Origin of the sequence: Winogradskya consettensis, assembly GCF_018332715.1 — a bacterium.
In the GTDB taxonomy this organism is placed as follows: domain Bacteria; phylum Actinomycetota; class Actinomycetes; order Mycobacteriales; family Micromonosporaceae; genus Actinoplanes; species Actinoplanes consettensis.
Window position 1 is genome coordinate 64,761 of the sequence record NZ_BOQP01000041.1, and the last position, 22,543, is coordinate 87,303.

Below are 22,543 nucleotides of genomic sequence, written 5' to 3' on the forward strand. Positions count from 1 at the left end.
AGCGACCGCTGATGAGGCGGCATGAATTGGGAGCCGGTTGAGGTTTTCCCGTCGCGGTGGCGTGCGGGCCGGAGTGCCTGCCGGCGTTCACCGGCCTGGTCGGCGGGCCTCAGGAGTGGCTGCACGACAGCCTCGACAGGGCCGTCGAGCATGCCCTGGCGATGGCTTTCGCCCGTGCTCGTGACATCGGCTGAGCCGGGTGTCACAGCAGGGGAAGGCCGCCGGGTTCGGTGAATTCTCGGGTTGGGTGTCACCGGAGGGGGTGGTCGTTGCGTCTACCGAGGTGAGGAGTGCGGGAGCGGGGAAGGACGAGGGTGACCGAGGATCTTAGGGCGCTGATGCGTTCCGAGCTGGGCGAGGAGCGCCCGCCGCCGCTGGGGGACATCGTGGCGGTGGCGATGGACGGTGGCCGGCGGATCGCCAGGCGGCGGCGGGCGGCGATGGTGGGTGCCGCGTTCGCGGTGCTGGGGGTGGTCGTGGCCGGGACGGTGGTCTCGTGGCCGGCCGGTAGTCCTCGCACCGCGCCGGGTCTGGCGGCTGGTGCCCTGCCGTCGGAGACCCCGCAGGCAGAAAGCCTGCCGTCGGAGACCCCGCCATCGGTGTCCGAGCCGGTCGAGGTCCTGCCGTCGGGTGGGAGCGCGGGCGGGACGCCGTCGCCGGAGGTCAGTTTCCCCTATCGGACGAGCGTGGGCTCGGTTCCGGAATCCAAGATGTGGGACGTGCCGCTGCGGGGTGAGCGCGGGACGGGTAAGCAGGTGGCGGCGACGGACAAGTCGGTGCTGGAGCTGCTCACGCAGCTGCTGCCGAAGGGCAAGGTCAGCAAACTGGCGGCGAACTCCGATGACGGGCTGTTCGCGCAGGTGTATCTCGACACCGGCAAGGGGCCCGGCATGCTGCGGGTCTGGCTCAAGCCGTTGCGGGACACGTCCGCCACGCCGGGCATGGTGAAACTCGAGACGTTCGCGGCGGCGGACGCCAACTGCGTACAGTCCACTGTGGTTTATGCCTCCTACCCGGCCGGTGGCCATCTGGAGATGGACATCGCGACCTGCCTGGACGACGACGGCAAGCCGACCGAGCCGGCGCTCACCCTCGACGAGGCCGTGGCGGTCATGTCGGACGCGCGCTGGGGCACCACGATGGACGCCGAGCTGGTCGTCAGTGGCGCCAAGAGGTACGCCGACGTTCCCGCGCAGGCGAGGTAGGGCTGATGGCGAACTATGACGACGAGTTCGAGGTCTTCGCCCGGGCGTCGGCGGAGCGGCTGCGGGCGACGGCGTTCATGCTGTGCCGGGACTGGCATCTGGCCCAGGACCTCACCCAGACCACGCTGACCAAGCTCTACGTCGTCTGGCGCAAGGCCGCACAGGCCGACAATCCGGTGGCGTACGCGCAGAAGATGCTGTTCCGCGCCTACCTCGATCACCGGCGCCGGCGCAGCTCGAGCGAGCGGGCCGTCCCGGAGTTCGAGGACGTCGCGCACGCCGGCAGCCCGGATCTGCGGCTCACGATGCTGGACGCGCTGGCGCAGCTGCCACCGCGGGACCGTGCGATCGTGATCCTGCGCTACTTCGAGGACTATTCGGTGGAGCAGACCGCCGAGGTCCTGAACGTGCCCGCCAGCGTGGTGAAGACGCAGACGAAGCGGTCGCTGTCGAAGCTGAAGGAGCTGCTCGCCCCGGAGCAGGTCGCTCTCTTCGCCTGAGCCTAACGCCGCGGGCCGTGGATCTCCTGGTGCAGGCGCTCCATGCGCTTGTCGAGCCGGGCGGCGTCCTCGGCGGCGGCGGCCAGCTCGTCACGCAGGGCCGGCGGGATGTCGGGGTTGTGCTTGTAGTAGATCTTGTGCTCGAGGCTGGCCCAGAAGTCCATCGCGACCGTCCGCAGCTGCACCTCCACCGGCACCGCGACGACCTGGTCGGAGAGGAAGACCGGGATCTCCACGATCAGGTGCAGGCTGCGGTAGCCGTTGTCCTTCGGCTTGGCGATGTAGTCCTTGGTCTGCACCGGGTTGACGTCGGGCTGGCGGGTCAGCATGTCCGCGACGGTGTAGACGTCGGAGACGAAGCTGCACACGATGCGGATGCCGGCGATGTCGCGGATCCGGGCACGCAGGTCGTCGAACGTGAGCGGGCACTCGATCCGCCGGGCCTTCGCGGCGATGCTGGCCGCGCTCTTCAGCCGCGGGTTGACGTGCTCGATCGGGTTGCCCGTGCCCCGGTGGGCCAGCTCCTCCGCCAGGATGTCGATCTTCGTCCGGATCTCCGCGAGCCCGAACTTGTAGACCATCATGAACCGGGTCAGCTCATCGGTCGCCTCATGGAACGGCGCGGGCACCGCCGCGGTCGTCCCGGCACCCCGGGCGGCGCCGTCGGGCCCCGCGATCGCGTGGCGCTCGACGATCTGTCCGTGAACGGTCCCGCGCTGCTCCGCACCGGGATGCTCAGGATTCACGATGGTTCTCTCCAGATTCGGTCTCGAACTGCCGCATGCACCGTCCTACCGTATGCGCAGTGCTCCAGAGCGGGTCACGCAGTGGGAAAGACGTCCAAGGACAGAAATGCGAGCAATTCTCGCAGACCTGTCCATTCCGCGTTAGCCGCTCACCGCCGCAGCCCGCAAAATCCCCCGCGGAATGGGCGAAAGCGCAGGCTGAGGCCCTGCCGGGGCTGATATCGCTGCGGTCGGGGCTCCCGTCGCAAGGGTCAGCGGACCTCGAGCTCGTAGACGGAGATGCCGTACTGGCTGGAACGCTTCGTGCTGTAGAGCCGCACGTAGCGTGCGGGCACGTCCTTGACGTCGATCGTGACGTCGCCGCCGGTCCCGGTCTTCGTGCTGTAGATGCTCTTCCAGGTGGCACTGTCGGTGGAGATCTCGATGCGGTACGCCACGGCGTACGCGTTCTCCCACCGCACCCGGACCTCGCTGATCTGCCAGCGGTTCCCGAGGTCGACCCGCAACCACTGCGTGTCGGTGAACGCGCTGCTCCACCGCGTCGTGGTGTCCCCGTCCACCGCGTAGAGGGCGTTCCACGGGTCGCCCTCCGAGCCCGACGCGAGCGCGGGGTGGTTCAGGGCGAGGTTGCGGTGTGACGGGTTAGCCTGGGCGCTCACCGTCGACGGTTTCCTGCTCGCCGGGGTGGCCTTGGGCGAGCTGGCCGCCGCCTTGGACTGCTGCGTGCCCTTCGGGGACGGCGCCTTCGTCGTTTTGACGGTGACGGGCGCGGACGTCGTCGAAGGGGCCGTCGAGGTCACCGGCGGGAGGCTGGCCAGTTGCCGGTCGTCGCCGTCGTCCACCGCGTTGAGGGCGAACATGGTCGTCGCCACGCCCGACACCACGAGGAAGACCGCCAGCGCGGCCAGCAGCACCCGGCTACGGCGCGACTCGCCCTGCGTCACCTGCTCCGGCGGCAGCACGAACACCGACGTCGGCAACGCGGCGAACGCGGTGGGTTGCGGCGACGCGAAGCTCTGGGGCGGCGTCGTGGTGGAGGTGCCGGGTGGCGGTGTCGCGAAGGCATCGGATGCCGGCGTGGGGAAGGCGCCCGGAGGCGGGGTGGGGAACGCGCTGGAGCTTGGTGTCGGGAACGCGGTGGGAGACGGCGTTCTGAGTGCACCGGGCGCTGGCGTCACCACGTCGCTGGATGGCGGCGTCACCACGTCGCTGGGTGGCGGCGTCACCACGTCGCTGGGTGGCGGTGTCACGAATGCCGAGGGTGGCGGCGTCGGGAGCGTGCCAGGCTGCGGAGTTGCGGAGGTGGTGGGCTCGGAGGGGCGGCGCTGGGTGGGGATGGTGGCGGGGGTTTGCTGCGCCGGGGGGACGGCGAGGAGGGCGTCGAGGAGTTCGCGGGCGGTGGGGCGGTCCTGGGGGTTCTTGGCGAGGGAGCGTTCGACGATGGTGCGCAGGGGTTCGGGGAGGCCGTCGAGGCGGGGTGGCTGGGTCAGGATGCGGCCGGCGGTGGCGGCGGGGGAGTCGCCGGCGAACGGGGTGCGGCCCGTGCCGGAGTAGCAGACCACGCAGCCCCAGGCGAAGATGTCCGCCGCGGCCGTGAGCGGGGTGCCCGGATCGTCGGAGAACCGTTCCGGCGCCATGTAGGCGACGGTCCCGACCATCTGATCGGTACGCGTGTGCTGCGTAGCGGCCTCGAACGCGCGCGCCAGGCCGAAGTCGATCACCTTGGGGCTGCCCGGCGCCAGCAGGACGTTGTCCGGTTTCAGGTCGCGGTGGATCACGCCCGCGCCGTGGATGCCGGTCAGCGCCGTGGCCACGCCGACGGCCAGGGAGTGCAGGGCCGCGGCGCGCAGCGGGCCGCGCTCCTCGACGACCTCGTTCAGGCCGGGACCGTCGACGTACTCGACAACCAGGTAGGGCGGCTCGTGGTCGAGGTCGGCGTCGAGGTACTCCGCGGTGCAGAACGCCGGCACCTGCCGGGCCCGTTGCACCTCGCTGCGGAACCGGTTGCGAAATTCCGGGTCGTGCGACAGCGACGAATGCACCAGCTTGATGGCGACGTAGGTGCCCTCGCGGTCCTCGGCGAGATAAACGACACCCATGCCACCCGCGCCGAGCCGTCCCGTCAGAACGTATTCGCCCAGTTGCTCAGGGTCGCTGCTGTGCAATGGACTCACGCGGTACGCGGTGTCCACCGATCGAGCTCCCCACGAGACACGAAATGCACGGAAATCTGATCACGCATCATGGCAGCAGACCACTCCGGTCCGGAAGTGGGGGCAGGGTGCCAAAGGTGCGTACCCGTCCTGAGGTGCCCGGATTTGCGCACGTCCGGGCCCGGGAATCGCTGACGCTCGATCAAAGAATGCATCCCCGGCTGTTAAGGTTGATCTTGATTTTCGGCGCTGGGCCGGTGGTCGTGACCAAGGGGGAGACATGGCGGACATCGATACCGCCCTCAAGGGGGCAATGACGATCGATGGGGCCATCGGCGCCGCACTGGTCGACTATGGCAGCGGCCTGGCCCTCGGCGTCGTGGGCGGCGGCACCCAGCACGACATGAACGTCGCCGCGGCGGGCAACACCGACGTGGTCCGGGCGCAGATGCGAACCCTGGAAATGGTCGGCGTCCGCGACTCCATCGAGGACGTCCTGATCACCCTCGACACCGAGTACCACCTGATCCGCCTCATCCCGCCGACGCGCTCCGGTGACACCTTCTTCCTCTACCTGATCCTGGACAAGGCCCGCGCCAACCTGGGCCTCGCCCGCTACCACCTGCGCAAGATCGAAGCCGACCTGGTGGTCTGACCATCCCGACCTGATCGTCCCGGCCCGGGAATGCCGTCCCCGGCGAGGCCCGCCAGGGGAGGCGTGCCAGAGAAAGGCCGGCCAGGGAATGCCGTCCCGGCGAGGCCCGCCGGGGGAGGCGTGCCCGGGACGGCCGGGGCCGGACCAGATCGGGGTGGCTGCCCGCGTCAGAGAAGGCCGGCCAGAGAAAGGCCGGCCAGGGTCGGGATGGCCCGGACGTTCAGGCCGAGAGCTGCCGCGCTGCGGTCCGCTGATGATGACCGGCCGCCGCATTGGTGGCGACCCGCACGATCCGGCGGGGCGCGCCGTTCGGCCGCCATGCCGGTCCCTGCTCTGCCTCGCCCGCCTGCGCCTCGGCCACCTCACGCTGCATATCGATCGGGTCAGCTGCGGCAGGCACGACGCTGACAAGCTCATTCCCGGCGGGCTCGAACTCACCGCCGCGACGCCCGTCCGCATCGAGCCCGCGGGGTTCCGGCGTGGCGGGCCCGAGGTGAAGCCCCGCCGCCGCAAGCCCGGCCATCTCGATGCCGGCAGCGTGGGATTCCCGCGCCTCGAGCCCGGCCGGAGCCGAGGAGCCCAGCCCCGCAACGGCCTCGGCCGTGGAGATCTGGGCCGTGGAGATCTGGGCCGTGGGGATCTGGGCCGTGGGGATCTGGGTCGTGGAGATCTGGGCCGTCGGGATCTGGGCCGTCGGGATTTGGGCCGTCGGGATTTGGGCCGTCGGGATTTGGGCCGTCGGGATCTGGGCCGTCAGGATCTGGGCCGTCAGGATCTGGGTTGGGGAGATCTGGGCGCGCAGCAGAGGACGCAGGCCGGCAGGGGCCAGGTAGGCGATGGTGGCCGGGCTGAGGGTGCGGGCGGCGGCGTTCCACTGCTCGAAGATGACGCGGGCGAGGAAGGCGGCGTCGGGTTCGTCGATGAGGAGGTGGGCGGCGAGCCGGCTCACGAAGGCGTTGCGGCCGGGCGCGACGGCGACCGGGGGCAGGGGGCCGGTGGGGTGCAGGTCGTCGGGGAAGGTGGCGGTCAGCTGGTGGAAGACGTGCCGCGGGAGTATGTCCGCGAGGCTTGCGAGGATGGCGCCGACCGCGCGCCGTGTCTCGTTGGGCCCGTGCAGCCGGGCCCGTTCCTGAATTCGGGCCAACACGTCCATCGCCACGTTCATCTCCCCCTGGGCGAACCCTGTCGCCCTACCGCCGTCGCCCTACCGCCAAAGCCGGCCCGGCCCAACCCGGGTGTCCCTCGCATACCCGTCGACCGGCGCCCAAAACCGGGCACTACGACGATGTGGGTGAGGTCACCCGCGTGCTGTCAGGCGGCAGATTAGTGGGTCTATGTGGACGGTTGATGCCGAGCAGCCACCTCGTTGATGACGATTGTGATCATGGTTGTGACGTCGGCCACGGTGAAGCCGGCGTCCGGTTTCCGGGCGTGCGGGACAATGATCGGATGTTGCAGAGCTACGACGAGCGCAATGCCGACATCGTCTACTGGGTCGACGGGGTGCTGCGGCACCGGGACGAGCCGGGGCTGTCGCCGTTCGACTCGGTGGTGCAGGGCGGGGACGCCGTGTGGGAGGGGCTGCGGCTCTACCAGGGGTCGATCTTCGGGCTGGCCGAGCATCTCGACCGGTTGCGCCGGTCCGCCACGGCGTTGAACTTCGCCGGGATCCCCGGCGATGACGACATCGTCGCGGCGGTGCGGGAGACGTTGCGGGCCAATGGGATGACTGACGGCGTACACATCCGATTGACCTTGACCCGGGGGGTGAAGGTCACCAGTGGGATGGACCCGCGGCTCAACCGGGCCGGTCCGACGCTGATCGTGCTGGCCGAGCACAAGGCCCCGGTCTACGACACGTCCGGGCTGAGCCTCGCGACGACGAGCGTGCGGCGTCCCGGGCCGGACGTCCTGGACCCGAAGATCCATCACGCGAACCTGCTGAACTCGATCCTCGCGAAGATCGAGGCGACGGTGGCCGGTGCCGACGACGCGCTGATGCTCGACGGCCGTGGGTTCGTCGCCGAGACCAACGCCACGCACCTGTTCCGGGTCCAGGGCGGCGCTCTGGCCACGCCGAGCACCGCGGCCTGCCCCGAGGGCATCACCCGGCAGACCGTCCTCGAGCTGGCGGCGGCGGCCGGCATCCCGGCGGTGGTCCGAGACATCTCCCTCACCGAGATGTACACCGCTGACGAAGTGTTCTGCACCGGCACGATGGGTGAGATCGCGGGCGTCACCACCATCGACGGCCGGGCGATCGGCTCCGGCAGGCCCGGCCCGGTGACCGCGCGGATCGCCGAGCTCTATCAGTCGCACGCCCGCGCGAACGGTGTCGCAGTTCTATAGGCGGTGGGCGGCCAGTTCTTCGTAGAAGGGGCGGGCCACGTCGACGAGCGGGCGCAGGTGTTCCGGGATGTCCGCCGGGGCCGGGGTGTACGGGGTGAAGCCGGTGGAGGCCTCGACGGCCGCGTACCAGTACGGCGCCCAGACCCCGTCGGTGTCCCGCGGGCCCGCCGGCCACCGCAGCATCGCCGGGTCGAACGGGATCGCGAGCGCCTCGCAGAGCCGGCCCAGCACACCCGGCGGGTCGGCGAGCAGGTCGGCGGCGTCGACGACCGGGCCGCCGTACGCGCGGAAGATCTCGGCCTGTTGCGGGTAGCCGAGATCCTCCAGGGTGGGTTCGCCGCGCACCCGGGCGTACGACGCGACGACCTGGGCCGGGTCGCGCAGCAGGAACGCGTGGGTCAGGCCGTCCAGCCAGGAACGGCCGATGTCCGGCAGCAGGTGGTGGGCCATGTGTTTCTGGTAGAACACGGCGGCGCCGTCCGGTGCCGGGCCGGTGAGCTGGGCGGCCACGTCCTGCCAGCGGTTCGGCTGGCTCGCCAGCACCGCGTCCCGGCCGGGGTGGTCGAGCCCGGTCGCGGCCAGGTAATGGGCGTAGAGCGGCTCGTCGCAGACGGTGGTGTCGGTCCGGGACCCGAAGCTGCGCAGCATGGCCGTGGAGATGTTGCGGGGCCCGGACCACATTGCCACCCGTGTCGTCATCGTTCCATGATCACACCGGCGGGTGCGCTTTCACGCGTACGTGTAGAACGGTTTGTGATCGATGAGCTCGCTCGGTCTTCTCGTCCTCCACGGCGGCATCGGGTCGTTGAGCGCGATGACGTTCTTCGTGGTGGTCGCGGGCAGATAGCCGTATCCCGGGTGTTTCGCCTGCCAGTCGGCCCAGAGCTTGTCGATGTAGCAGTGGTGCAGCCAGAACACCGGGTCGTTCGGGGAGTCCCCGCCGGTCATCGTGCCGCCCACCCAGTCGTGGACACGGTTGTGCAGGTCGGCTCCGGACCAGCCCTCCAGCCTGTTGCGGAAACCGGTCGCCGAGGAGCTGTTGTACGGCGCGGCGTCGTACGGCACCAGCCCCAGCACCAGGTTGACCTCGTCGGTGGTCGGCAGGCTGGTCGCGTCGACGCCCATGACCCGGCGCAGGAACGGGCGGGTGTCGATGCGTTCGTTCAGCGGCCAGTTCTGTTTCGAGTAGGCGAACGGCCCGTTGGGCACCTCGCGGTCCCCGCCCTGCCCGTCGCCGCCCATGAAGTCCGGCGTGAACGGCGGGGCGTTCTTCGCGCGTGCCGCGGTCCAGTTCCAGTACGGCAGCGACACGTTCTTGTTGATCGCCTGCAGCGCCTGCTCGAACATCAGCAGGAACTGCCGGTGCCAGGGCAGGAACGACGGGGCACGGTGCGCCACCCGGGGCCCGTTGTCCTGGTCCAGGGCCATGTAGTCGACGTGGGTCTTCACGAACGGGTCGTAGAGGCCCTTCTTCTTGAGCGTGATGACCGCGTCGGTGAACGCCTTGCGCTGGGCGTAGGTGAGCACTTTCTGATCCTGGCGCACTGTTGCCATGAGTCGCCCCCCGTCACTTGTGCCGATGCGTGCGCATCGGCATCAGGTCGGCCCTGCCGAGCGAGTCGACCGCGGCTCGCGAGGCGGCCCGCAGCGTGGTGAACCTGCGGTAATGGTTGGTGACCGTCGTGAATGTGCCGTCCGCGTTGGACATCACGTGCAGCGGCAGGTCGTCGATGAGGACCAGATCGTCCGGCAGGGCCTGACCGGGCAGCGGCCCGGCCAGTTTCCGGATGGTGATCAGTCGTCCCCGATAGGTCTCCCGGGTCACGGCGGGAGCGGCCCGGCGGGCGTCGGCGCCCCGGCTGAACATCTGCCCCGCACCGATGGAGGCGGCGACCACCGCACCCGCCGTCATCCGCAGCGCGCCGCGCCGGCTCATTCCTTTCATGGATATGTATCCCTTCGCTAATGGCCGGAAATTGTCCTGCGAGATCCACGATGACATGACCCGCCGTTTGGTTGCGGGTGATGTGCGTTGTTCCCACTTGCGGGAGGGTTAATTCCCCGTGCGGGTGAAGGGGCTGGCCGTTTGGCCCACCCCGGTGGTGTCAGGATCAGTGGAAATTATCCGGAAAGGTGTATGCGGCGCTGGTGCGCCGTGTTGAGTCCGAGGCGGTGAATACCTCTACACAGGAGGAACAGTGTTCGTCTCCGTCGTGATCCCCGCCCTCAATGAACGCGAGAACATATCGCGGACGATCGGCTCCATCCCCGTCGAGAAACTGCGGGTCGCAGGGCATGAGACCGAGATCGTCATCGTGGACAACGGGTCCACCGACGGCACCGGGGAATTGGCGCGGCAGCTCGGCGCGAAGGTTGTCGTGCAGCCGGTCCGCGGTTATGGCAACGCGTACAAGGCGGGTTTCGCGAATTGTTCGGGAGAGGTCATCGCCACCGGCGACGCCGACCTCACCTATCCATTCGAAATTCTGCCCGAGGTGATCGACAGCCTGGCCGCCGAAGATATCGACTTTCTTAGCACGAATCGTCTCGGGGACCTCCTTCCGGGTGCGATGACGCGTAGCCACGTCTGGGGCAACAAATGCCTGTCCGGCATTGCCCGGCAGCTGTTCCGGGTGCCGTTCGCCGATTCGCAATCAGGTATGTGGGTGTTCCGCCGAAAGGTCTGGAACGGGCTGCGGATGCGCTCCGGCGGCATGGGGTTCTCGCAGGAGCTGAAGATCGAGGCGTTCCGGCACGGCTTCAAGTGCGCGGAGATCCCGATCGTCTACCGCCCGCGTGGCGGCGAGACGAAGATCCGCACGGTCGCCGACGGCATGCGCAACCTGGCGGAGATGCTCGCGGTGCGGGCCCGGCCGGTGGCCCCGCTCACCCAGAACAGCTATGTGGCGCTGCCGAGCTGGTCCGATGTGCCGTCCGCGCGGGAGCCCGAGCGGGCACCGGTCCCGTCGTGCACCTGCGCCGCCGGCGCGGTCGCGAACCCGGCCTGGTAGCCGCGCGATGAACGTCCTGATCGTCTCCAGCTACTTCCCGCCGCATGTCGGCGGGGTCGAGGTGGTGGCGCAGCAGCAGGCGCGCAGCCTGGCGGAGGCCGGCCACACGGTCGTGGTCGCCACGTCGCAGACCGGGGGTGCGCCCGGCCGGGAGCGCCAGGGGGGCTACGACGTCGTCCGGCTGCCGGTGAGCAACGTGCTGGACCGGCGTACCGGGGTGCCGTTCCCGTTGATCGGACCCGCTTTCCTGCGCGGCCTCAAGGACCTGGTCGCCAGGTGCGACGTGGTGCACGTGCACGACGTGCTGTACCCGCCGCCGCAGGCCGCGGCCTGGTTCGCCCGGCGGGCCGGGAAACCGATGTACGTCACCCAGCACATCGAAGGCGTGCACCACCCGAACCCGCTGGTGCTGGCCGCCGCCCGGCTGTCCGCGCGGGTGGCCGGCGGCTACCTCTGGCGCCACGCCCGCCGGGTCGTCGCACCGAGCGCGCTCGTCGCCGACTACCTGCGGGCCCGGGGGGTCCCCGCGGACAAGGTGGTCGCCGCGCCGAACGGCATCGACACGGCGGCGTTCGCTCCGGGGTCGGCGGGGCTGCGCGGCGGGGAGGTACGCGACCGGCTGGGCCTGCCGAGCGGGCGCCCGATCGCGTTGTTCGCGGGCCGGATGGTGCCGCGCAAGGGTTTCGAGCAGCTGATCGCGGCGGCCGACGACGCGTACGACGTGGTGCTCGCCGGCACGGGACACCCCGGGCCGCTGCCCGCCGGGGTCCACTGGGTCGGGCCGGTGTCCCGAGCGGACCTGGCGGTGCTGTACCGCCTCGCCGACGTGTTCGTGCTGCCGTCGGTCGGGGACCTGTTCCCGCTGGTCGTGCAGGAGGCGATGGCGTGCGGCCTGCCGATCGTGACGACCGACGACGAGCGTTATGACGCGTACGGCGTGGACCGCCGCCTGTTCAGCCTGGTCGCACCCGAACCGGAGGCGCTGCGCACCGCGATCCGTGCCGTGGTCGCCGACGCCGGGCTCCGGCGCCGGATGGGCGAGCACTCGCGGCGTCTCGCGGTGCGGCACTTCGACTGGCGCGTCAACCAGCAGCTCCTGGTGAACCTGTACGACCGCGACGTCCCCGCAGTAGAGAGGCAGGAGAGCGCATGCCCATCAGTGTCGTCGTTCTGACCTACGACAGCGCCCGGACCATCGACCGGTGCCTCGACTCGCTCGCGGGCCAGCGCCTCGAGCCCGCGGAGATCATCGTCGTGGACGACGACTCCACCGACGGTACGCTCGCCGCGGTCGAGGAGTTCCGCGCGCGCAGCGTCGTGCCGGTCAGGGTGCTGCGCAACGGCAGCCACAACATCTCCCGCGGCCGCAACCTCGGGATGGCGGCGGCGCGGACCCGCCTCGTCGCGTTCCTCGACTCCGATGCCTGGGCCGACGACGAGTGGACCCGGGAGCTGGTCGACGCCTTTCGCGGCGACCCCGGCGTGGCAGTGGTAGGCGGCGGTGTCGAGACGGCCCACGCGTCGGCGTTCGCGGAGGCGATCGCGGTCAACGACGCCACCATCCGGCGGCTCGCGACCTCCGGGGTGCTGCTGATCGCCGGCTGCAACATGGCCGTGCACCTGGACCGCACCGGCGGCGAGCTGTTCGACGAGCGGTGGGTGCACGCCGAGGACATCGAGTTCGTCGACCGGATCAGGCAGCGGCACGGCTGGAGCATCGTGCCCGCCGCGGTGGTCCGGCACGAGAGCCGGGCCACCCCGCGCGGCTACCTGCGGCAGATGTACCGCTACGCGATCTGGCGGGTGCGGTACGCCGCCCACACCCGCACCGCCCGCGCGATCGACTACGTGCCCACCGCCGTCATGCTCGCCGCGGTGGTCGCGGCCGTGCTGGTGTCGCCGTGGTTGCTGCTGACCGTGCCGGGTCTCGCGGTCGCGGAGACGCTGTTCGTCGTCGGGTACTGCCGGCCCCGCCCGGTGCTGTGGCCGTTGATGCTGCTCGGCTGGCTGGTGAAGAACACCGGCTGGGGTCTCGGCGTACTCGTCGCGGTGACCCAGCAGTCGACCGCCCGCTCCGGGGTGCCGGCCCGCCGCCCGAGCACGGTGGGCTGAGATGGAGATCCTCCAGGTCGCCACGTTCTACCCCCCGCACCTCGGCGGCGAGGAACTCGTCGCCCAGCAGCTCGCCGGGATGCAGGCGCACCGGCACGACGTCACCGTCTACGCGTCACGGGTCGGCGCCGCCGGTGCGCCCCGGCGGGAGCAGCACGGCCGGTTGCGGGTCGTCCGCGACGGCGCCCGCAGCCTCGGGAACACGCCGGTCACCCCGCGGCTGCTGAGCCGGCTGATCCGCCACCGGCCCCGGCCCGACATCGTGCACGTGCACGCCGGGCTGGCGATGACGCCGGAGATCGTGCGGCTCGCGTCGTGGCTGCGCGGGATCCCGTACGTCGTGCACCTGCATCTCATGGTCCGGGCGTCGAGCCGCGCCGGGGCCCTGCTGCTGCCGGTGTACCAGCGGGTCCTCTACGCCGGGTTTCTGCGCCACGCCGCCCGCGTCATCTGCCTGACCGAGGCGATGCGCCAGGTGGCGATCACGACGTTCGGGCTGCGTCCGGAGCGGGTCGTGGTGGTGCCCAACGGCGTGGACATCGACGTGTTCGCCCCGGTGGCACCGCAGCGCCGGGCGGAGCGCGAGCTGCTGTTCGTCGGGCGGCTGACCGCGCAGAAGAACGTCGGGCTGCTCGTCGAGGTGATGGCGGCGCTCCCGCCGGACGTGTGCCTGCGCATCGCCGGCGACGGGGAGCTGCGGGAGGTGCTCGAGCGCCGGGTCGCGGCGCTGGGGCTGGCCAACGTCCGCTTCGAGGGGCGGCTGAGCCCGGACGAGCTCTCCCCGCTCTATCAGCGGGCGACCGTGGTGCTGATGCCGTCGACCCATGAGGGGCTGCCGCTGGTGCTGCTCGAGGCGATGGCCGCCGGCGCACCGGTGGTCTGCTCCGCGCTGCCGGAGCTGCTCGAAGCCGGTGGTGACGCGGTGGTCGCGGTGGCTCCGCTCACCCCCGGGAAGCTGGCCGCCGTCCTGCTCGACCTGCTCGCCGATCCGGCCCGCCGGGAACGGTTGTCGCACGCGGCCCGGAGGCGCGCCGCCGGGTACGGCTGGACCGAGGTGGCAGCCCGGGTCGACGCCGTCTACGCACAGATCACGGCGGAGCGCCGATGACAGTGCTGAACTACCTCCCCGATCTGCCCGTCGCGCCCCCCGCCTCGCCGGCCCGCCGGCCCGTCCGCGACCGGCGGCTCACCGTCGCGGCGATCCTGGCCCTGCTGCTGCTGAACGCGATCGTCCTCGCCGGGGTCCTCGCGCCGCTGCGCGCGGTGGTCGGCCTGCCGGTGGCGTGCGTGGTGCCGGGCGCGCTCGTCCTGCGGCTGCTGCGCAACACCCACCGCCGCGGCGCGGACTGGCTGCTGCACGCGGTGGCACTGTCGCTGGCCGGGCTGTTCGTGATCGCCGGTGGGCTCGGCGTCCTGCCCGGCCTGGAGATCAACCCCGTCGGCGCCCTCGTCGCGCTGGACCTGCTGATCGCCGCCCTCGCGCTCGCCGATCTCCTGACAAAAGGCCCCACTACCGAGAACACCCAGCCGTGGGTACGCCCCACAGCAGCCGCGACGATCACGACAGCGCTCGGCGTCGCCGCGGTGGTGCTCGTGGTCACGGGCGCGCACCACCTCAACGCGGGCGGCTCCCCGGCGCTGACGGCTGCCGGTCTCGCGGTGGCGGCCTGCGCGCTGGCCGCCGCGATCGCCGCGGGCCGCCGCCGCAACACCGGTGTCGCCGCCGGCGGCGTCTACCTCGTCGCGCTCGCCGTGCTGCTGGCCACCTCGCTGCGCGGCATCGGCGTGACCGGGCACGACATCAAGATCGAGTACCGGGTGCTGCTGGACACCCTCGACGGCGGGTCCTGGTATCCCGGCGGCACGTTCGTCGGCTACAACTCCTGCCTGAGCATCACGGTGCTGCCGGCGTTCCTGACCCGGCTGCTCGGGCTCGCCGCCGTCGACGTCTTCCGGGTCTGCTTCCAGGTGCTCTTCGCGCTCGTGCCGGTCGGCGTCTACCTGCTGGCCCGGCGGCGCTTCCCCGGCGGGTGGGCGGTGGCCGCGGCCGGGCTGTTCATCGCGTTCCCGGGCTTCGTCAACGACATGCCGATGCTCAACCGCCAGGAGATCGCGCTGATCTTCTTCGTGGTGCTGACCGGGGCCCTGCTCGACGCGCACGCCCCGCGCCGGCAGCGCCAGGCGCTCGTCGTCATCGCCGCGACCGGGCTGACCGTCTCGCACTACACCAGCACCTACGTCGCCGCGACGGTGCTGCTGATCGCCTGGGCGCTGCGCCGGCTGCGCAAGCGGGGCACCACCCGGTTCGGCCGGCCGGCTCTGGTCCTCGTCGTGCTCGCGGTCTCCTGGGCCGTCGCCTCCAACAGCGCCTCCACATTCGGCACCGGTCTCTACACGGCGGCGGCCGCGGTCGTGGACCGGGCCACGGTCAGCGCCGACGCCGCCCGGTACAGCCTGATCGGCGGGGAGAAACCGGTCAGCGACGCCGAGGCGCTGGCCCGCTACGTGACCGCGATCCGCGCGAACGTGCCGGACGCCCCGCCGGTCGCCGCCGCCTGCACCCCCGTGCTGATCCCGGGTGACCACCTGCCGCCGACCGATGCCGGGGCGGCGATCGCGCGCGCCGGGGTCACCCCGGAGCAGCTCAACGCCACCTCCCGCGGCGCCGCGGTGCTGCTCTTCGAGGGTGGCGCCGTGCTCGGCTGCGCGCTGCTGTGGTGGCGCCGGCGGCGTACGGGCACCGAGGCCCTCGCCCAGCTGACCGCCGCCGGCCTGGTCCTGCTCGCCATGTCGGTCGTCGCACCGCAGCTGACCGACAGTTACGGGCTGCTGCGGCTCTACCAGCAGTTCCTGGTCCTGCTCGCCCCGCTCGTGCTGCTCGGGCCCGCCGTCGCGGCGCGCCTGCTGCTCGGGCGGGTCACGGGCACCCACCGCGCCCACCGGGTGACCGCGGCGCTCGCCGCGGCCACCTCGGTCGCCTGCCTGCTCACCATCAGCGGGCTCATTCCGCAACTCGTCGGGGGATACGTGCCGCAGCTCAATCTCAACAACGCCGGACCCTATTACCGCGCCTACTACGCCGACGACGGCGACCTGCGGGAGGCCGCCTGGATCGGCAGGCATCTCGCACCGGACACCTGGCTGGTCACCGACAGCCGGGACACGGCCAACCTGCGCAGCATGACGCATCTCTATCCGCAGGAGGGCCTCGCACCGGGCACGACCCCCGCCGAGGCGTACGTCGGCCTGCGCGTCGGCGCCGACCCGGACCGCGCCGTCGCCGCGGCCGTCGTCGGCGAGCGGGTCCTGCGCTACACGTTCCCGATCAGGTGCGTCTCCGCCGGACGCCCACTGGTCCGCCAGACCCCCGTGTACCGCGTCTACGGCCCGGTGATCACACCGTGAGCCTCGATGTCGGGCGCCCGCCCGCCACCGCGCAGCCGGCGACCTCCCTGCGCATCCTGCACGTCGTCAACATGGGCACCACGTGCGGTGGCGCCGAGCGGCTGCTGAGCGACACGGCCACCGCGCAGCGCGCCGCCGGCCACGAGGTGCGGGTGCTCTCCAGCGACCTGCCGGGCAGCGGCACCCGGTTCAACGACGCCGCCTGGGCGCAGGCCGGCCGCGACGCGCACTGGACCGCCCGGCTGCGCGGCCAGCTGGACAATCCCGCGGCCGGCGCGGCCCTGGCCGAGCAGGTGCTGGAATTCCAGCCCGATGTCGTGCACCTGCACACCGTGGGACTGCTCTCCCCGGCGGCGCTGCCCGTGCTCGCGGCGACCCCGACGGTGCTGACCGTGCACGGCGCCGAGATCTACGTCCGCGGGACCGAGCGGTTCTGCATGCCGGACTCCTGTTACCGCCGGACCGCGGACGGCGAGCCACGGCTGACCGTACGCGGCCGCCTCGTCGCCCTCGCCACGGCGCTGCTGGCGGGCCGGGCCTGGCGCCGGGGCCTGCGCGTCGTCGACGTCGTCCTGGCCCCGAGCCGCTACCTCGCCACCCTGGCCAGCCGTGACCTCGGCCGCACCCGGGTGGTGCCCAACGGGTACACGCCGGCGCACCCGAACGTCGTCCCGGAGCAGACCGCACCGCACCATCCGCGCCTGCTCTTCGCCGGCCGCCTGGAGCAGTTCAAGGGACCGCAGGTGGCCCTGGCCGCGATGCCCGCGATCCTGGTCCGGCACCCCGACGCCCGGCTGACCATCTCGGGTTCCGGCCCGATGGAACAGACCCTCACGGACTACGTACGCGACCACGACCTCGCCGCCCACGTCGAACTCACCGGCTGGCTCGCCCCCGGGGAGCTGCAACGCCGCTACGCCGAGGCGGATGTCGTGCTGGTCCCGTCGGTGTGGCCGGAGGCGTTCGGGCTGACCGCGCTGGAGGCCTTCGCCGTCGGCACCCCCGTCGTCGCGTCCGCGGTCGGCGGCCTGCCCGATCTGGTACGCGTGGGCGAGACCGGCGCCCTCGTCCCGCCGGGCGACGCCGCCGCGCTCGCCGCGGCCGTCAGCGACCTGCTCGACGACGAGCCCCGGCGCCGGCTGCTCGGCCGGGGCGCCCGCGCGCTGCACGCCGGGCTGACCCTCGACCGGCATCTGGCCACGGTGCACGAGTCCTACGGCGACGCCATCGCCGCGCACCACGCGCAGCGCCGCCCGGCCGGCGCCCATCGTGCCCTCGCCCCGGGCCGGGGCCCGGCCGCACGCCTCGCCGGTCTCGTGCGGGAGACCGTGGCCGACAGCCTGCTGCGCAACTCGGCGCTGCTGCTGCTGTCCACGGTGGTCCTGGCCGGCGGCGGGTTCCTGTTCTGGCGGGTCGTGACCCACCTGCTCACCACCCCCGAGGTGGGCCGGGCCAGCGCGCTGATCTCGGCGTCCACACTGGTGGTCAACCTGGCGCTGCTCGGGCTGAACAACTCCCTGATCCGTTATCTGGGGGAGTGGTCCGACCGGGCCCGCACCGTCAACACCGCCCTGACCGTCGTGGCCATCGCCGCGCTGCTGGGGGCGCTCGTCTTCGTGGTCGCCCTGCCGTCGCTGGCACCGGGTCTGGTCGGCGTCGAGCATCCCGGCCGGTCGCTGGCCTTCGTCGTGCTCTGCGTCACCGGAGCCGTCGGCCTCTGTTATGACAATGTGTTCGTAGCCCTGCGCCGCAGCGATTACGTGCTGGTCCGCAACGTGCTCGTGGTGATCCTCCGGCTCGGCCTGCCGCTGCTGCTGGCGGGTTCCGCGGCGTTCGGCATCTTCGGCGCGTACTGGCTGGCACCGGCGATCGCTCTGCCGCTGTACTTCGCCGCCGCGCACCGCCTCGGCCTCAGCGCCCGCGTCGCGCTCGGCGCCGAGCGGCTGCGGGCCATGTGGCGTTACTCCGCCGCCAACTACATGGCGACCGCGATCCTGATGACGCCGAGCCTGCTGATGCCGGTCATGGTCGCCCACCGGATCGGGCCCGGACCGGCGGCGGAGTACTACATCGCGTCGCTGATCGCCGGGGTGCTCGTCTTCGTGCCCCAGGCGACGGCGCGCAGCTTCTTCGCCGAGGTGTCCCACGACCGGGGGAGCCTGCGCGCGCACCTGTCCCGCGTCGTCACGGTCACCACCGTGCTGCAGGTCCCGGTGCTCGCCGTGATCATCCTCGCGGGAAAGCCCCTGCTGCGGCTCTTCGGACCGGACTACGTCCCGGCGTACCCGGTGCTGATCCTGCTCGCCCTCACCCTCGCGCTGAGCTCGGTCGGTTTCATCGGCAGCACGCTGCTGCTGGTCGCCGGTCGTACGAAACTGCTGTGCCAGTTGTCCGCCGCGGCGTACGCCGTCTCCCTGATCGGCGCGTACCTGCTCGCCGGGCAGGGCCTGGTCTGGATCGGCGCCGCACTGCTCACCGGCGAGATCGTGCTCACCCTCGGCTACCTGCGGATCATCGCCGTGGAGCTGCGTGCCGTGCCCGTCGCGGACAACACCCTGACCACTCAGCCTGCCGTGCCCCGGCCGGCGGAAAGGACTTCGATCTCGTGACAGGTTTCAGCCAGGCGGTCCGCGCGGTCGGCCGTCCCGTGCACGCCTCCACCTCGTCGTGGTGGCGCCGGGCGCTGCGGCACCGCGCGGTGGACGCCACGGCACTGGTGACCGGCCGGCGGATCATGGTGCTCGCGCCGCACCCGGACGACGAGACGCTGGGCTGCGGCGCCGTCATCGCCCGGGCCCGCGCCGCCGGTGACCAGGTCACCGTCGTGATCGCCACCGACGGGCGGCACAGCAGCCGGTCGCAGGTGCTCGCTCCGGAGCCGCTGGCCCGGGTGCGCAGCGGCGAACTACGGACGGCGTGCCGCGCGCTCGGGGTCGCCGAGCAGAACGTCGTCCAGCTCGGCCGCGAGGACGGGACGCTCAGCGACTGCCTGCCCGAGGTCGCCGCCGAGCTCGCCGCGCTGCTCGCCGACCGGCGGCCGGACACCGTCTTCGTCACCTGCCGGCAGGACTCGCACCCCGACCACGAGGCGCTGCACGAGGCGCTGAGCCTGGCCCTGCGGTATCCGGTGCCGGCGCAGGAACCGCCGCAGGTGCTGGCGTACCCGATCTGGGCCTGGACCAGCGGGCCCTGGTTCCTGGCGGCCGGGCGGCTGCGGACCCGCCGGCTCACCTGGGCGCTGCGTCAGCTGTTCACCACCGGCTGGGTGGAGATCCCGGCCGGCGATCATCTCGGCGCCAAACGGGCGGCGATCGAGGCGTACGCGAGTCAGACGACCAACTTCACGGGGGAGGCGTCATGGAGCTACCTGCCGGCCGACGCGGTGTCGCTGTTCCTGCAGCCGTCGGAGATCTTCCTGGCCGTCGCCCGCCCGGAGCCGGTGCGATGACCCTCGAGGAGTTCGAGAAGCTGGGTCCGCAGTGGGAGACGCTGTACGCGAAGTCGGCGCCGGCCACCCCTTTCCTGGCGCACGGCTGGCTCAGCGCGTACTGGCGTACGTTCAACCCCGCCGACGTCCGCATCGTGTGCGTGCACGACGGGGCCGGGCGCCTGGTGGCCGCCGCCGCCCTGCGGGTGCAGCGCCGCCGCGGGGTCCGCACCCTGATCCCGCTCGCCGCCGAGCTCACCGACTTCAGCGACGTCCTGCTCGACGACGACGTCCCGGACGCGGGGGAGGAGCTGGCGGCGTCGCTGCTCGCGCTGCCCGGCTGGGATGTCATCGAGCTGCCCGAGGCCCCGCCCGGTGCGCAGGTCTGGCGGCTGCTGAACGGCTGGCCGGGGCAGGCGTTCGCGCGCCCGGCCAGCGTCTGCCTGGAGCTGCCGGTCGGCGCGACCGAGGTGGTGCTGGCCGGCCTGCCCGCCAAGCAGCGCCGGCACCTGCGCCGCAACGACCGGCTCGACCTGCGCCACGAGGCCGTCCCCGCCGATCCGGAGAGCCTGGCGGCCGGCGTCGGCGAGCTGCTCGATCTGCACACCCGCGAGTGGGACGGCCGGGGCGGCAACGCATTGCACGGCACGGAGACGTTCCGCCGGCACCTCACGACCGCGGTGCAGAACCTGGCGCCGCAGGGCCGGGCCCGGCTCACCCGGCACACTCTGGACGGTGTGCCCGCCGCGGTGTCGCTGACGCTCTACACCGCCGGGACGGTCGCCGGCTATCTCTACGGCGCCGACCCGTCGCTGCGCAAACAGGTCGACATCAGCGCGCTGCTGATCGACTCGGGGTTGCGGCTGGGCCGCGAGCACGGCACGGCGAAGCTCTCGCTGCTACGCGGTGAGGAGTCCGGCAAGCTGCGCTGGCAGCCCCTGGCGCGGCGCAACCAGCGGATGACGTTGCTGCGCCCGCACTTCGGCCTCGGACACGGGTTCGCCGTCGCGGGCCTGATCTCCCAGGCGGGCCGCGCGAGCCTGCGGCGCATCCCGGCCGTGACGCGGTTCGCCGCCCGCCTGGGCTTCTGACGTACGAGAGGGGTTTTTGGCGCACAAACGGACTGCGGCGGTACGCAGGGATCGCGTACCGCCGCAGTCATCGGGGGGTGGGTGAGGTCATCAGCGGACCATGGCCGCCTTCAGGGCCGCGTACGCCGGCTTCGCGCTGCCGTCGAAGCGCAGGACGCCGAAGTGCTGCTCGCGGTCCGTGGCCGAGGTGCCGGTGTCACGGGCGGAGTAGTAGAACATCGGGCCGGCGAACGGCTTGGCGTACCAGACGTCGTACGCCTCGGTCAGGTCGCTCGCCTGGCGGGCCTCGGTGAACGAGTTCGAGCCACCGGTGGGCAGGCCGTACTCGGTCGCCCAGAGCTTGTCGGCGGCGTCGCCGTTGGCGGACATGATGTCGTAGAGCTTCTGCGAGTCCTGGTTCATGTGCGAGCTGCCGGCCGGGGTGTAGCTACCGGTGTACGGGTGCCAGCCGACCGCGTCGAGCAGGCCCTTGGCGCCGTTCGCGTACGCGTCGCTGAGGTAGGTGAACGGGTCGGCGCCGCCGGTCCAGTCGGTCGGGGCGAGCGCGCCGAACACGATGTTCGCCTTGGTGCCGAGCTCGCTCGCGGCCTTACGGACACCGGCGACACACGGGATCAGGGTGGTACGGGCGTACGCGGCGCCGTTCGGCGTCGACAGCCCCGGGTGCGGCAGGTTGATCTCGTTGCCGACCTCGTAGTCCATGACGCCCATGGGGATGTAGTGCTTGGCGGTCTGGTAGCAGTAGTTGTTCAGCAGCGCGGTGTCGGCGGCGGGGCCGTAGTCGCCCGCGTTGCCGTTCGCCCAGCCCGGCACGGTGTGCAGGATGGCCAGGTAGCGCAGGTTGTTGGCACGCGCGTCGGTGATCACCCGGTCGAACGTGTCCCAGCGCCAGTCGCCCTTGATCGGCTCGAGGTACTGCCAGCCGAGGTCGCTGCGGATGTAGGTCGCGTTCGCTGCGCTGACGGCCTGGAAGTCGGCGGCGCGGCGGTCGTTCCACGGCATGCCGGCGCCGAGCGCGACACCACCGATGTGCTTGCCGGCCGGAGTGGTGGCCGGGGGCGGCGTGACGGTGGAGGCGGGAGGGGCGACCGCGCCCTTGGCGGCGGTGTAGTGGGCGGAGACGCGGGCGGCGGTCAGCACCTTCGGGTACATCGCGAGACCGTCGACGAGCAGCTTGCCGGGGTTGACCGGGTTGCCGTTCGCGGAGTTCAGCATCGCGCCGATCTCCAGCGGCAGGCTCTCGGCGTCGGTGCCGGCCAGCCCGGCGGTCGTACCGGTCTTGTCCAGGGTGCCGTCGACGTACCAGTTCCAGCGCTTGTCCGTGCCGTTGAACGTGAAGACCAGGTGGCTGTAGTTGCTGGAGTTGAGGCCGCGGGTGGTGCCGATGTCGATGCCGTTGCGCTTGAAGTGCACAGTGTGGGCGCTGTCGGACGAGACCCACATCGCGGTGCCGAAGTGACCGGTGGTGACCTGGCCGCGGCTGAAGATGGTCGGCCAGCCCGTGGTCTGCGGCGTGGCGGGCAGCTTGGCCCACACCTCGGCGGTGAACGAGGACGCGGCGCGCATCGAGGCGGCGTACGGCACCCGGATCTGCTGGCCGATCCCGTCGAACGAGGCGGCGTTGCCGACGGCGCCCTTCGTGCCCAGCAGCGCCGTGGAGATGCTCGGCGCGGCGTGCGTACCCGTCAGATCCTTGATCTTGCCGGTGGTCTCGTCCATCGGCCAGTAGCCCTTGGGGCTGTCGGCCAGCACGGCGGCGTCGTAGGCGGTCGTGGTCGCGGCGGCCTGCGCCGGGGTGATCCCGGTCGCGATACCGGCGGTGAGGGCGGTGACTGCGACACCTACGAACGTCGAAACGGTGGACAGCGGCTTCATTGGTTGCTCCTCTA

General features: G+C 71.6%; 20 protein-coding genes. 13 read left to right on the top strand and 7 right to left on the bottom strand.

The window, feature by feature from the left end:
• Positions 1-56 precede the first annotated feature (56 nt).
• The 3 genes from Aco04nite_RS34205 (at position 57) to Aco04nite_RS34215 (ending at position 1,705) form a co-directional block, all read left to right on the top strand.
• Complete coding sequence (locus Aco04nite_RS34205) at positions 57-194, top strand: hypothetical protein (RefSeq protein ID WP_213001374.1); 138 nt, start codon at positions 57-59, stop codon at positions 192-194.
• A 120-nt stretch (positions 195-314) separates the two neighbouring features.
• Complete coding sequence (locus Aco04nite_RS34210; protein ID WP_213001375.1) at positions 315-1,205, top strand: hypothetical protein; 891 nt, start codon at positions 315-317, stop codon at positions 1,203-1,205.
• A gap of 5 nt (positions 1,206-1,210) precedes the next feature.
• Positions 1,211-1,705 carry a SigE family RNA polymerase sigma factor gene (locus tag Aco04nite_RS34215; RefSeq protein ID WP_203843111.1) on the top strand — a complete coding sequence of 165 codons (495 nt, stop codon included), beginning with the start codon at positions 1,211-1,213 and terminating at the stop codon, positions 1,703-1,705.
• Positions 1,706-1,707: 2 nt separating this feature from the next.
• Here Aco04nite_RS34215 and Aco04nite_RS34220 read toward each other — a convergent pair whose 3' ends face one another.
• Positions 1,708-2,451, bottom strand: a complete 744-nt coding sequence (locus tag Aco04nite_RS34220) for a GTP pyrophosphokinase (protein WP_244876493.1) — start codon at positions 2,449-2,451, stop codon at positions 1,708-1,710.
• A 251-nt stretch (positions 2,452-2,702) separates the two neighbouring features.
• Positions 2,703-4,625 carry a protein kinase domain-containing protein gene (locus Aco04nite_RS34225; RefSeq protein WP_213001376.1) on the bottom strand — a complete coding sequence of 641 codons (1,923 nt, stop codon included), beginning with the start codon at positions 4,623-4,625 and terminating at the stop codon, positions 2,703-2,705.
• Between the two features lie 259 nt (positions 4,626-4,884).
• Here Aco04nite_RS34225 and Aco04nite_RS34230 point away from each other — a divergent pair, with 259 nt between their 5' ends.
• Positions 4,885-5,259 carry a hypothetical protein gene (locus tag Aco04nite_RS34230; RefSeq protein WP_213001377.1) on the top strand — a complete coding sequence of 125 codons (375 nt, stop codon included), beginning with the start codon at positions 4,885-4,887 and terminating at the stop codon, positions 5,257-5,259.
• Between the two features lie 220 nt (positions 5,260-5,479).
• On the opposite strand, the gene Aco04nite_RS34235 is transcribed toward Aco04nite_RS34230, so the two are convergent.
• Positions 5,480-6,412, bottom strand: coding sequence for a DUF2267 domain-containing protein (locus tag Aco04nite_RS34235; protein ID WP_244876499.1), 933 nt, complete (start codon positions 6,410-6,412; stop codon positions 5,480-5,482).
• A gap of 296 nt (positions 6,413-6,708) precedes the next feature.
• Here Aco04nite_RS34235 and Aco04nite_RS34240 point away from each other — a divergent pair, with 296 nt between their 5' ends.
• Positions 6,709-7,608: an aminotransferase class IV gene (locus tag Aco04nite_RS34240; protein ID WP_213001379.1), complete on the top strand. Its 900-nt coding sequence runs from the start codon at positions 6,709-6,711 to the stop codon at positions 7,606-7,608.
• On the opposite strand, the gene Aco04nite_RS34245 is transcribed toward Aco04nite_RS34240, so the two are convergent.
• The 3 genes from Aco04nite_RS34245 to Aco04nite_RS34255 are packed head-to-tail and all read right to left on the bottom strand — an operon-like array spanning position 7,603 to position 9,553.
• On the bottom strand, positions 7,603-8,307 hold the full coding sequence (locus tag Aco04nite_RS34245) for a sulfotransferase-like domain-containing protein (protein WP_213001380.1): 705 nt from the start codon (positions 8,305-8,307) through the stop codon (positions 7,603-7,605). The genes Aco04nite_RS34240 and Aco04nite_RS34245 overlap by 6 nt on opposite strands.
• 30 nt (positions 8,308-8,337) lie before the next feature.
• Positions 8,338-9,162, bottom strand: a complete 825-nt coding sequence (locus Aco04nite_RS34250; RefSeq protein WP_213001381.1) for a tyrosinase family protein — start codon at positions 9,160-9,162, stop codon at positions 8,338-8,340.
• Positions 9,163-9,175: 13 nt separating this feature from the next.
• A complete protein-coding gene (locus Aco04nite_RS34255; protein ID WP_213001382.1) occupies positions 9,176-9,553 on the bottom strand; it encodes a tyrosinase family oxidase copper chaperone in 378 nt (125 codons plus the stop codon).
• A gap of 253 nt (positions 9,554-9,806) precedes the next feature.
• Here Aco04nite_RS34255 and Aco04nite_RS34260 point away from each other — a divergent pair, with 253 nt between their 5' ends.
• Genes Aco04nite_RS34260 through Aco04nite_RS34295 form a run of 8 tightly spaced genes read left to right on the top strand, consistent with a single transcriptional unit; the run spans position 9,807 to position 20,654 of the window.
• Entirely contained in the window at positions 9,807-10,619 is an 813-nt protein-coding gene (locus Aco04nite_RS34260; RefSeq protein WP_213001383.1) for a glycosyltransferase family 2 protein, read from the top strand.
• A gap of 7 nt (positions 10,620-10,626) precedes the next feature.
• Positions 10,627-11,793, top strand: a complete 1,167-nt coding sequence (locus Aco04nite_RS34265) for a glycosyltransferase family 4 protein (RefSeq protein ID WP_213001384.1) — start codon at positions 10,627-10,629, stop codon at positions 11,791-11,793.
• Positions 11,769-12,731 (top strand): glycosyltransferase, encoded by a 963-nt coding sequence (locus Aco04nite_RS34270; protein ID WP_213001385.1) that lies wholly within the window; start codon positions 11,769-11,771, stop codon positions 12,729-12,731. Before Aco04nite_RS34265 ends, Aco04nite_RS34270 begins: the two co-directional genes overlap by 25 nt.
• Position 12,732: 1 nt before the next feature.
• Positions 12,733-13,839, top strand: a complete 1,107-nt coding sequence (locus tag Aco04nite_RS34275) for a glycosyltransferase family 4 protein (protein ID WP_213001386.1) — start codon at positions 12,733-12,735, stop codon at positions 13,837-13,839.
• Positions 13,836-16,136 (top strand): glycosyltransferase family 39 protein, encoded by a 2,301-nt coding sequence (locus Aco04nite_RS34280; RefSeq protein ID WP_213001387.1) that lies wholly within the window; start codon positions 13,836-13,838, stop codon positions 16,134-16,136. The genes Aco04nite_RS34275 and Aco04nite_RS34280 overlap by 4 nt, the downstream gene beginning before the upstream one ends.
• Positions 16,133-18,745, top strand: coding sequence for a glycosyltransferase (locus tag Aco04nite_RS34285; RefSeq protein WP_213001388.1), 2,613 nt, complete (start codon positions 16,133-16,135; stop codon positions 18,743-18,745). Before Aco04nite_RS34280 ends, Aco04nite_RS34285 begins: the two co-directional genes overlap by 4 nt.
• Positions 18,742-19,584: a PIG-L deacetylase family protein gene (locus Aco04nite_RS34290; protein ID WP_213001389.1), complete on the top strand. Its 843-nt coding sequence runs from the start codon at positions 18,742-18,744 to the stop codon at positions 19,582-19,584. The genes Aco04nite_RS34285 and Aco04nite_RS34290 overlap by 4 nt, the downstream gene beginning before the upstream one ends.
• Positions 19,581-20,654 (top strand): GNAT family N-acetyltransferase, encoded by a 1,074-nt coding sequence (locus tag Aco04nite_RS34295; protein ID WP_213001390.1) that lies wholly within the window; start codon positions 19,581-19,583, stop codon positions 20,652-20,654. The genes Aco04nite_RS34290 and Aco04nite_RS34295 overlap by 4 nt, the downstream gene beginning before the upstream one ends.
• A gap of 90 nt (positions 20,655-20,744) precedes the next feature.
• On the opposite strand, the gene Aco04nite_RS34300 is transcribed toward Aco04nite_RS34295, so the two are convergent.
• Entirely contained in the window at positions 20,745-22,529 is a 1,785-nt protein-coding gene (locus tag Aco04nite_RS34300; protein WP_213001391.1) for a hypothetical protein, read from the bottom strand.
• Between the last annotated feature and the right edge of the window lie 14 nt (positions 22,530-22,543).

Coding starts and splice junctions, on each gene's coding strand:
- Aco04nite_RS34295 (WP_213001390.1), top strand. CDS start 19,581: ATGACCCTCGAGGAGTTCGAGAAGCTGGGTCCGCAGTGGGAGACGCTG.
- Aco04nite_RS34265 (WP_213001384.1), top strand. CDS start 10,627: ATGAACGTCCTGATCGTCTCCAGCTACTTCCCGCCGCATGTCGGCGGG.
- Aco04nite_RS34280 (WP_213001387.1), top strand. CDS start 13,836: ATGACAGTGCTGAACTACCTCCCCGATCTGCCCGTCGCGCCCCCCGCC.
- Aco04nite_RS34240 (WP_213001379.1), top strand. CDS start 6,709: ATGTTGCAGAGCTACGACGAGCGCAATGCCGACATCGTCTACTGGGTC.
- Aco04nite_RS34275 (WP_213001386.1), top strand. CDS start 12,733: ATGGAGATCCTCCAGGTCGCCACGTTCTACCCCCCGCACCTCGGCGGC.
- Aco04nite_RS34235 (WP_244876499.1), bottom strand. CDS start 6,412: ATGGACGTGTTGGCCCGAATTCAGGAACGGGCCCGGCTGCACGGGCCC.
- Aco04nite_RS34230 (WP_213001377.1), top strand. CDS start 4,885: ATGGCGGACATCGATACCGCCCTCAAGGGGGCAATGACGATCGATGGG.
- Aco04nite_RS34215 (WP_203843111.1), top strand. CDS start 1,211: ATGGCGAACTATGACGACGAGTTCGAGGTCTTCGCCCGGGCGTCGGCG.
- Aco04nite_RS34255 (WP_213001382.1), bottom strand. CDS start 9,553: ATGAAAGGAATGAGCCGGCGCGGCGCGCTGCGGATGACGGCGGGTGCG.
- Aco04nite_RS34250 (WP_213001381.1), bottom strand. CDS start 9,162: ATGGCAACAGTGCGCCAGGATCAGAAAGTGCTCACCTACGCCCAGCGC.
- Aco04nite_RS34270 (WP_213001385.1), top strand. CDS start 11,769: ATGCCCATCAGTGTCGTCGTTCTGACCTACGACAGCGCCCGGACCATC.
- Aco04nite_RS34245 (WP_213001380.1), bottom strand. CDS start 8,307: ATGACGACACGGGTGGCAATGTGGTCCGGGCCCCGCAACATCTCCACG.
- Aco04nite_RS34300 (WP_213001391.1), bottom strand. CDS start 22,529: ATGAAGCCGCTGTCCACCGTTTCGACGTTCGTAGGTGTCGCAGTCACC.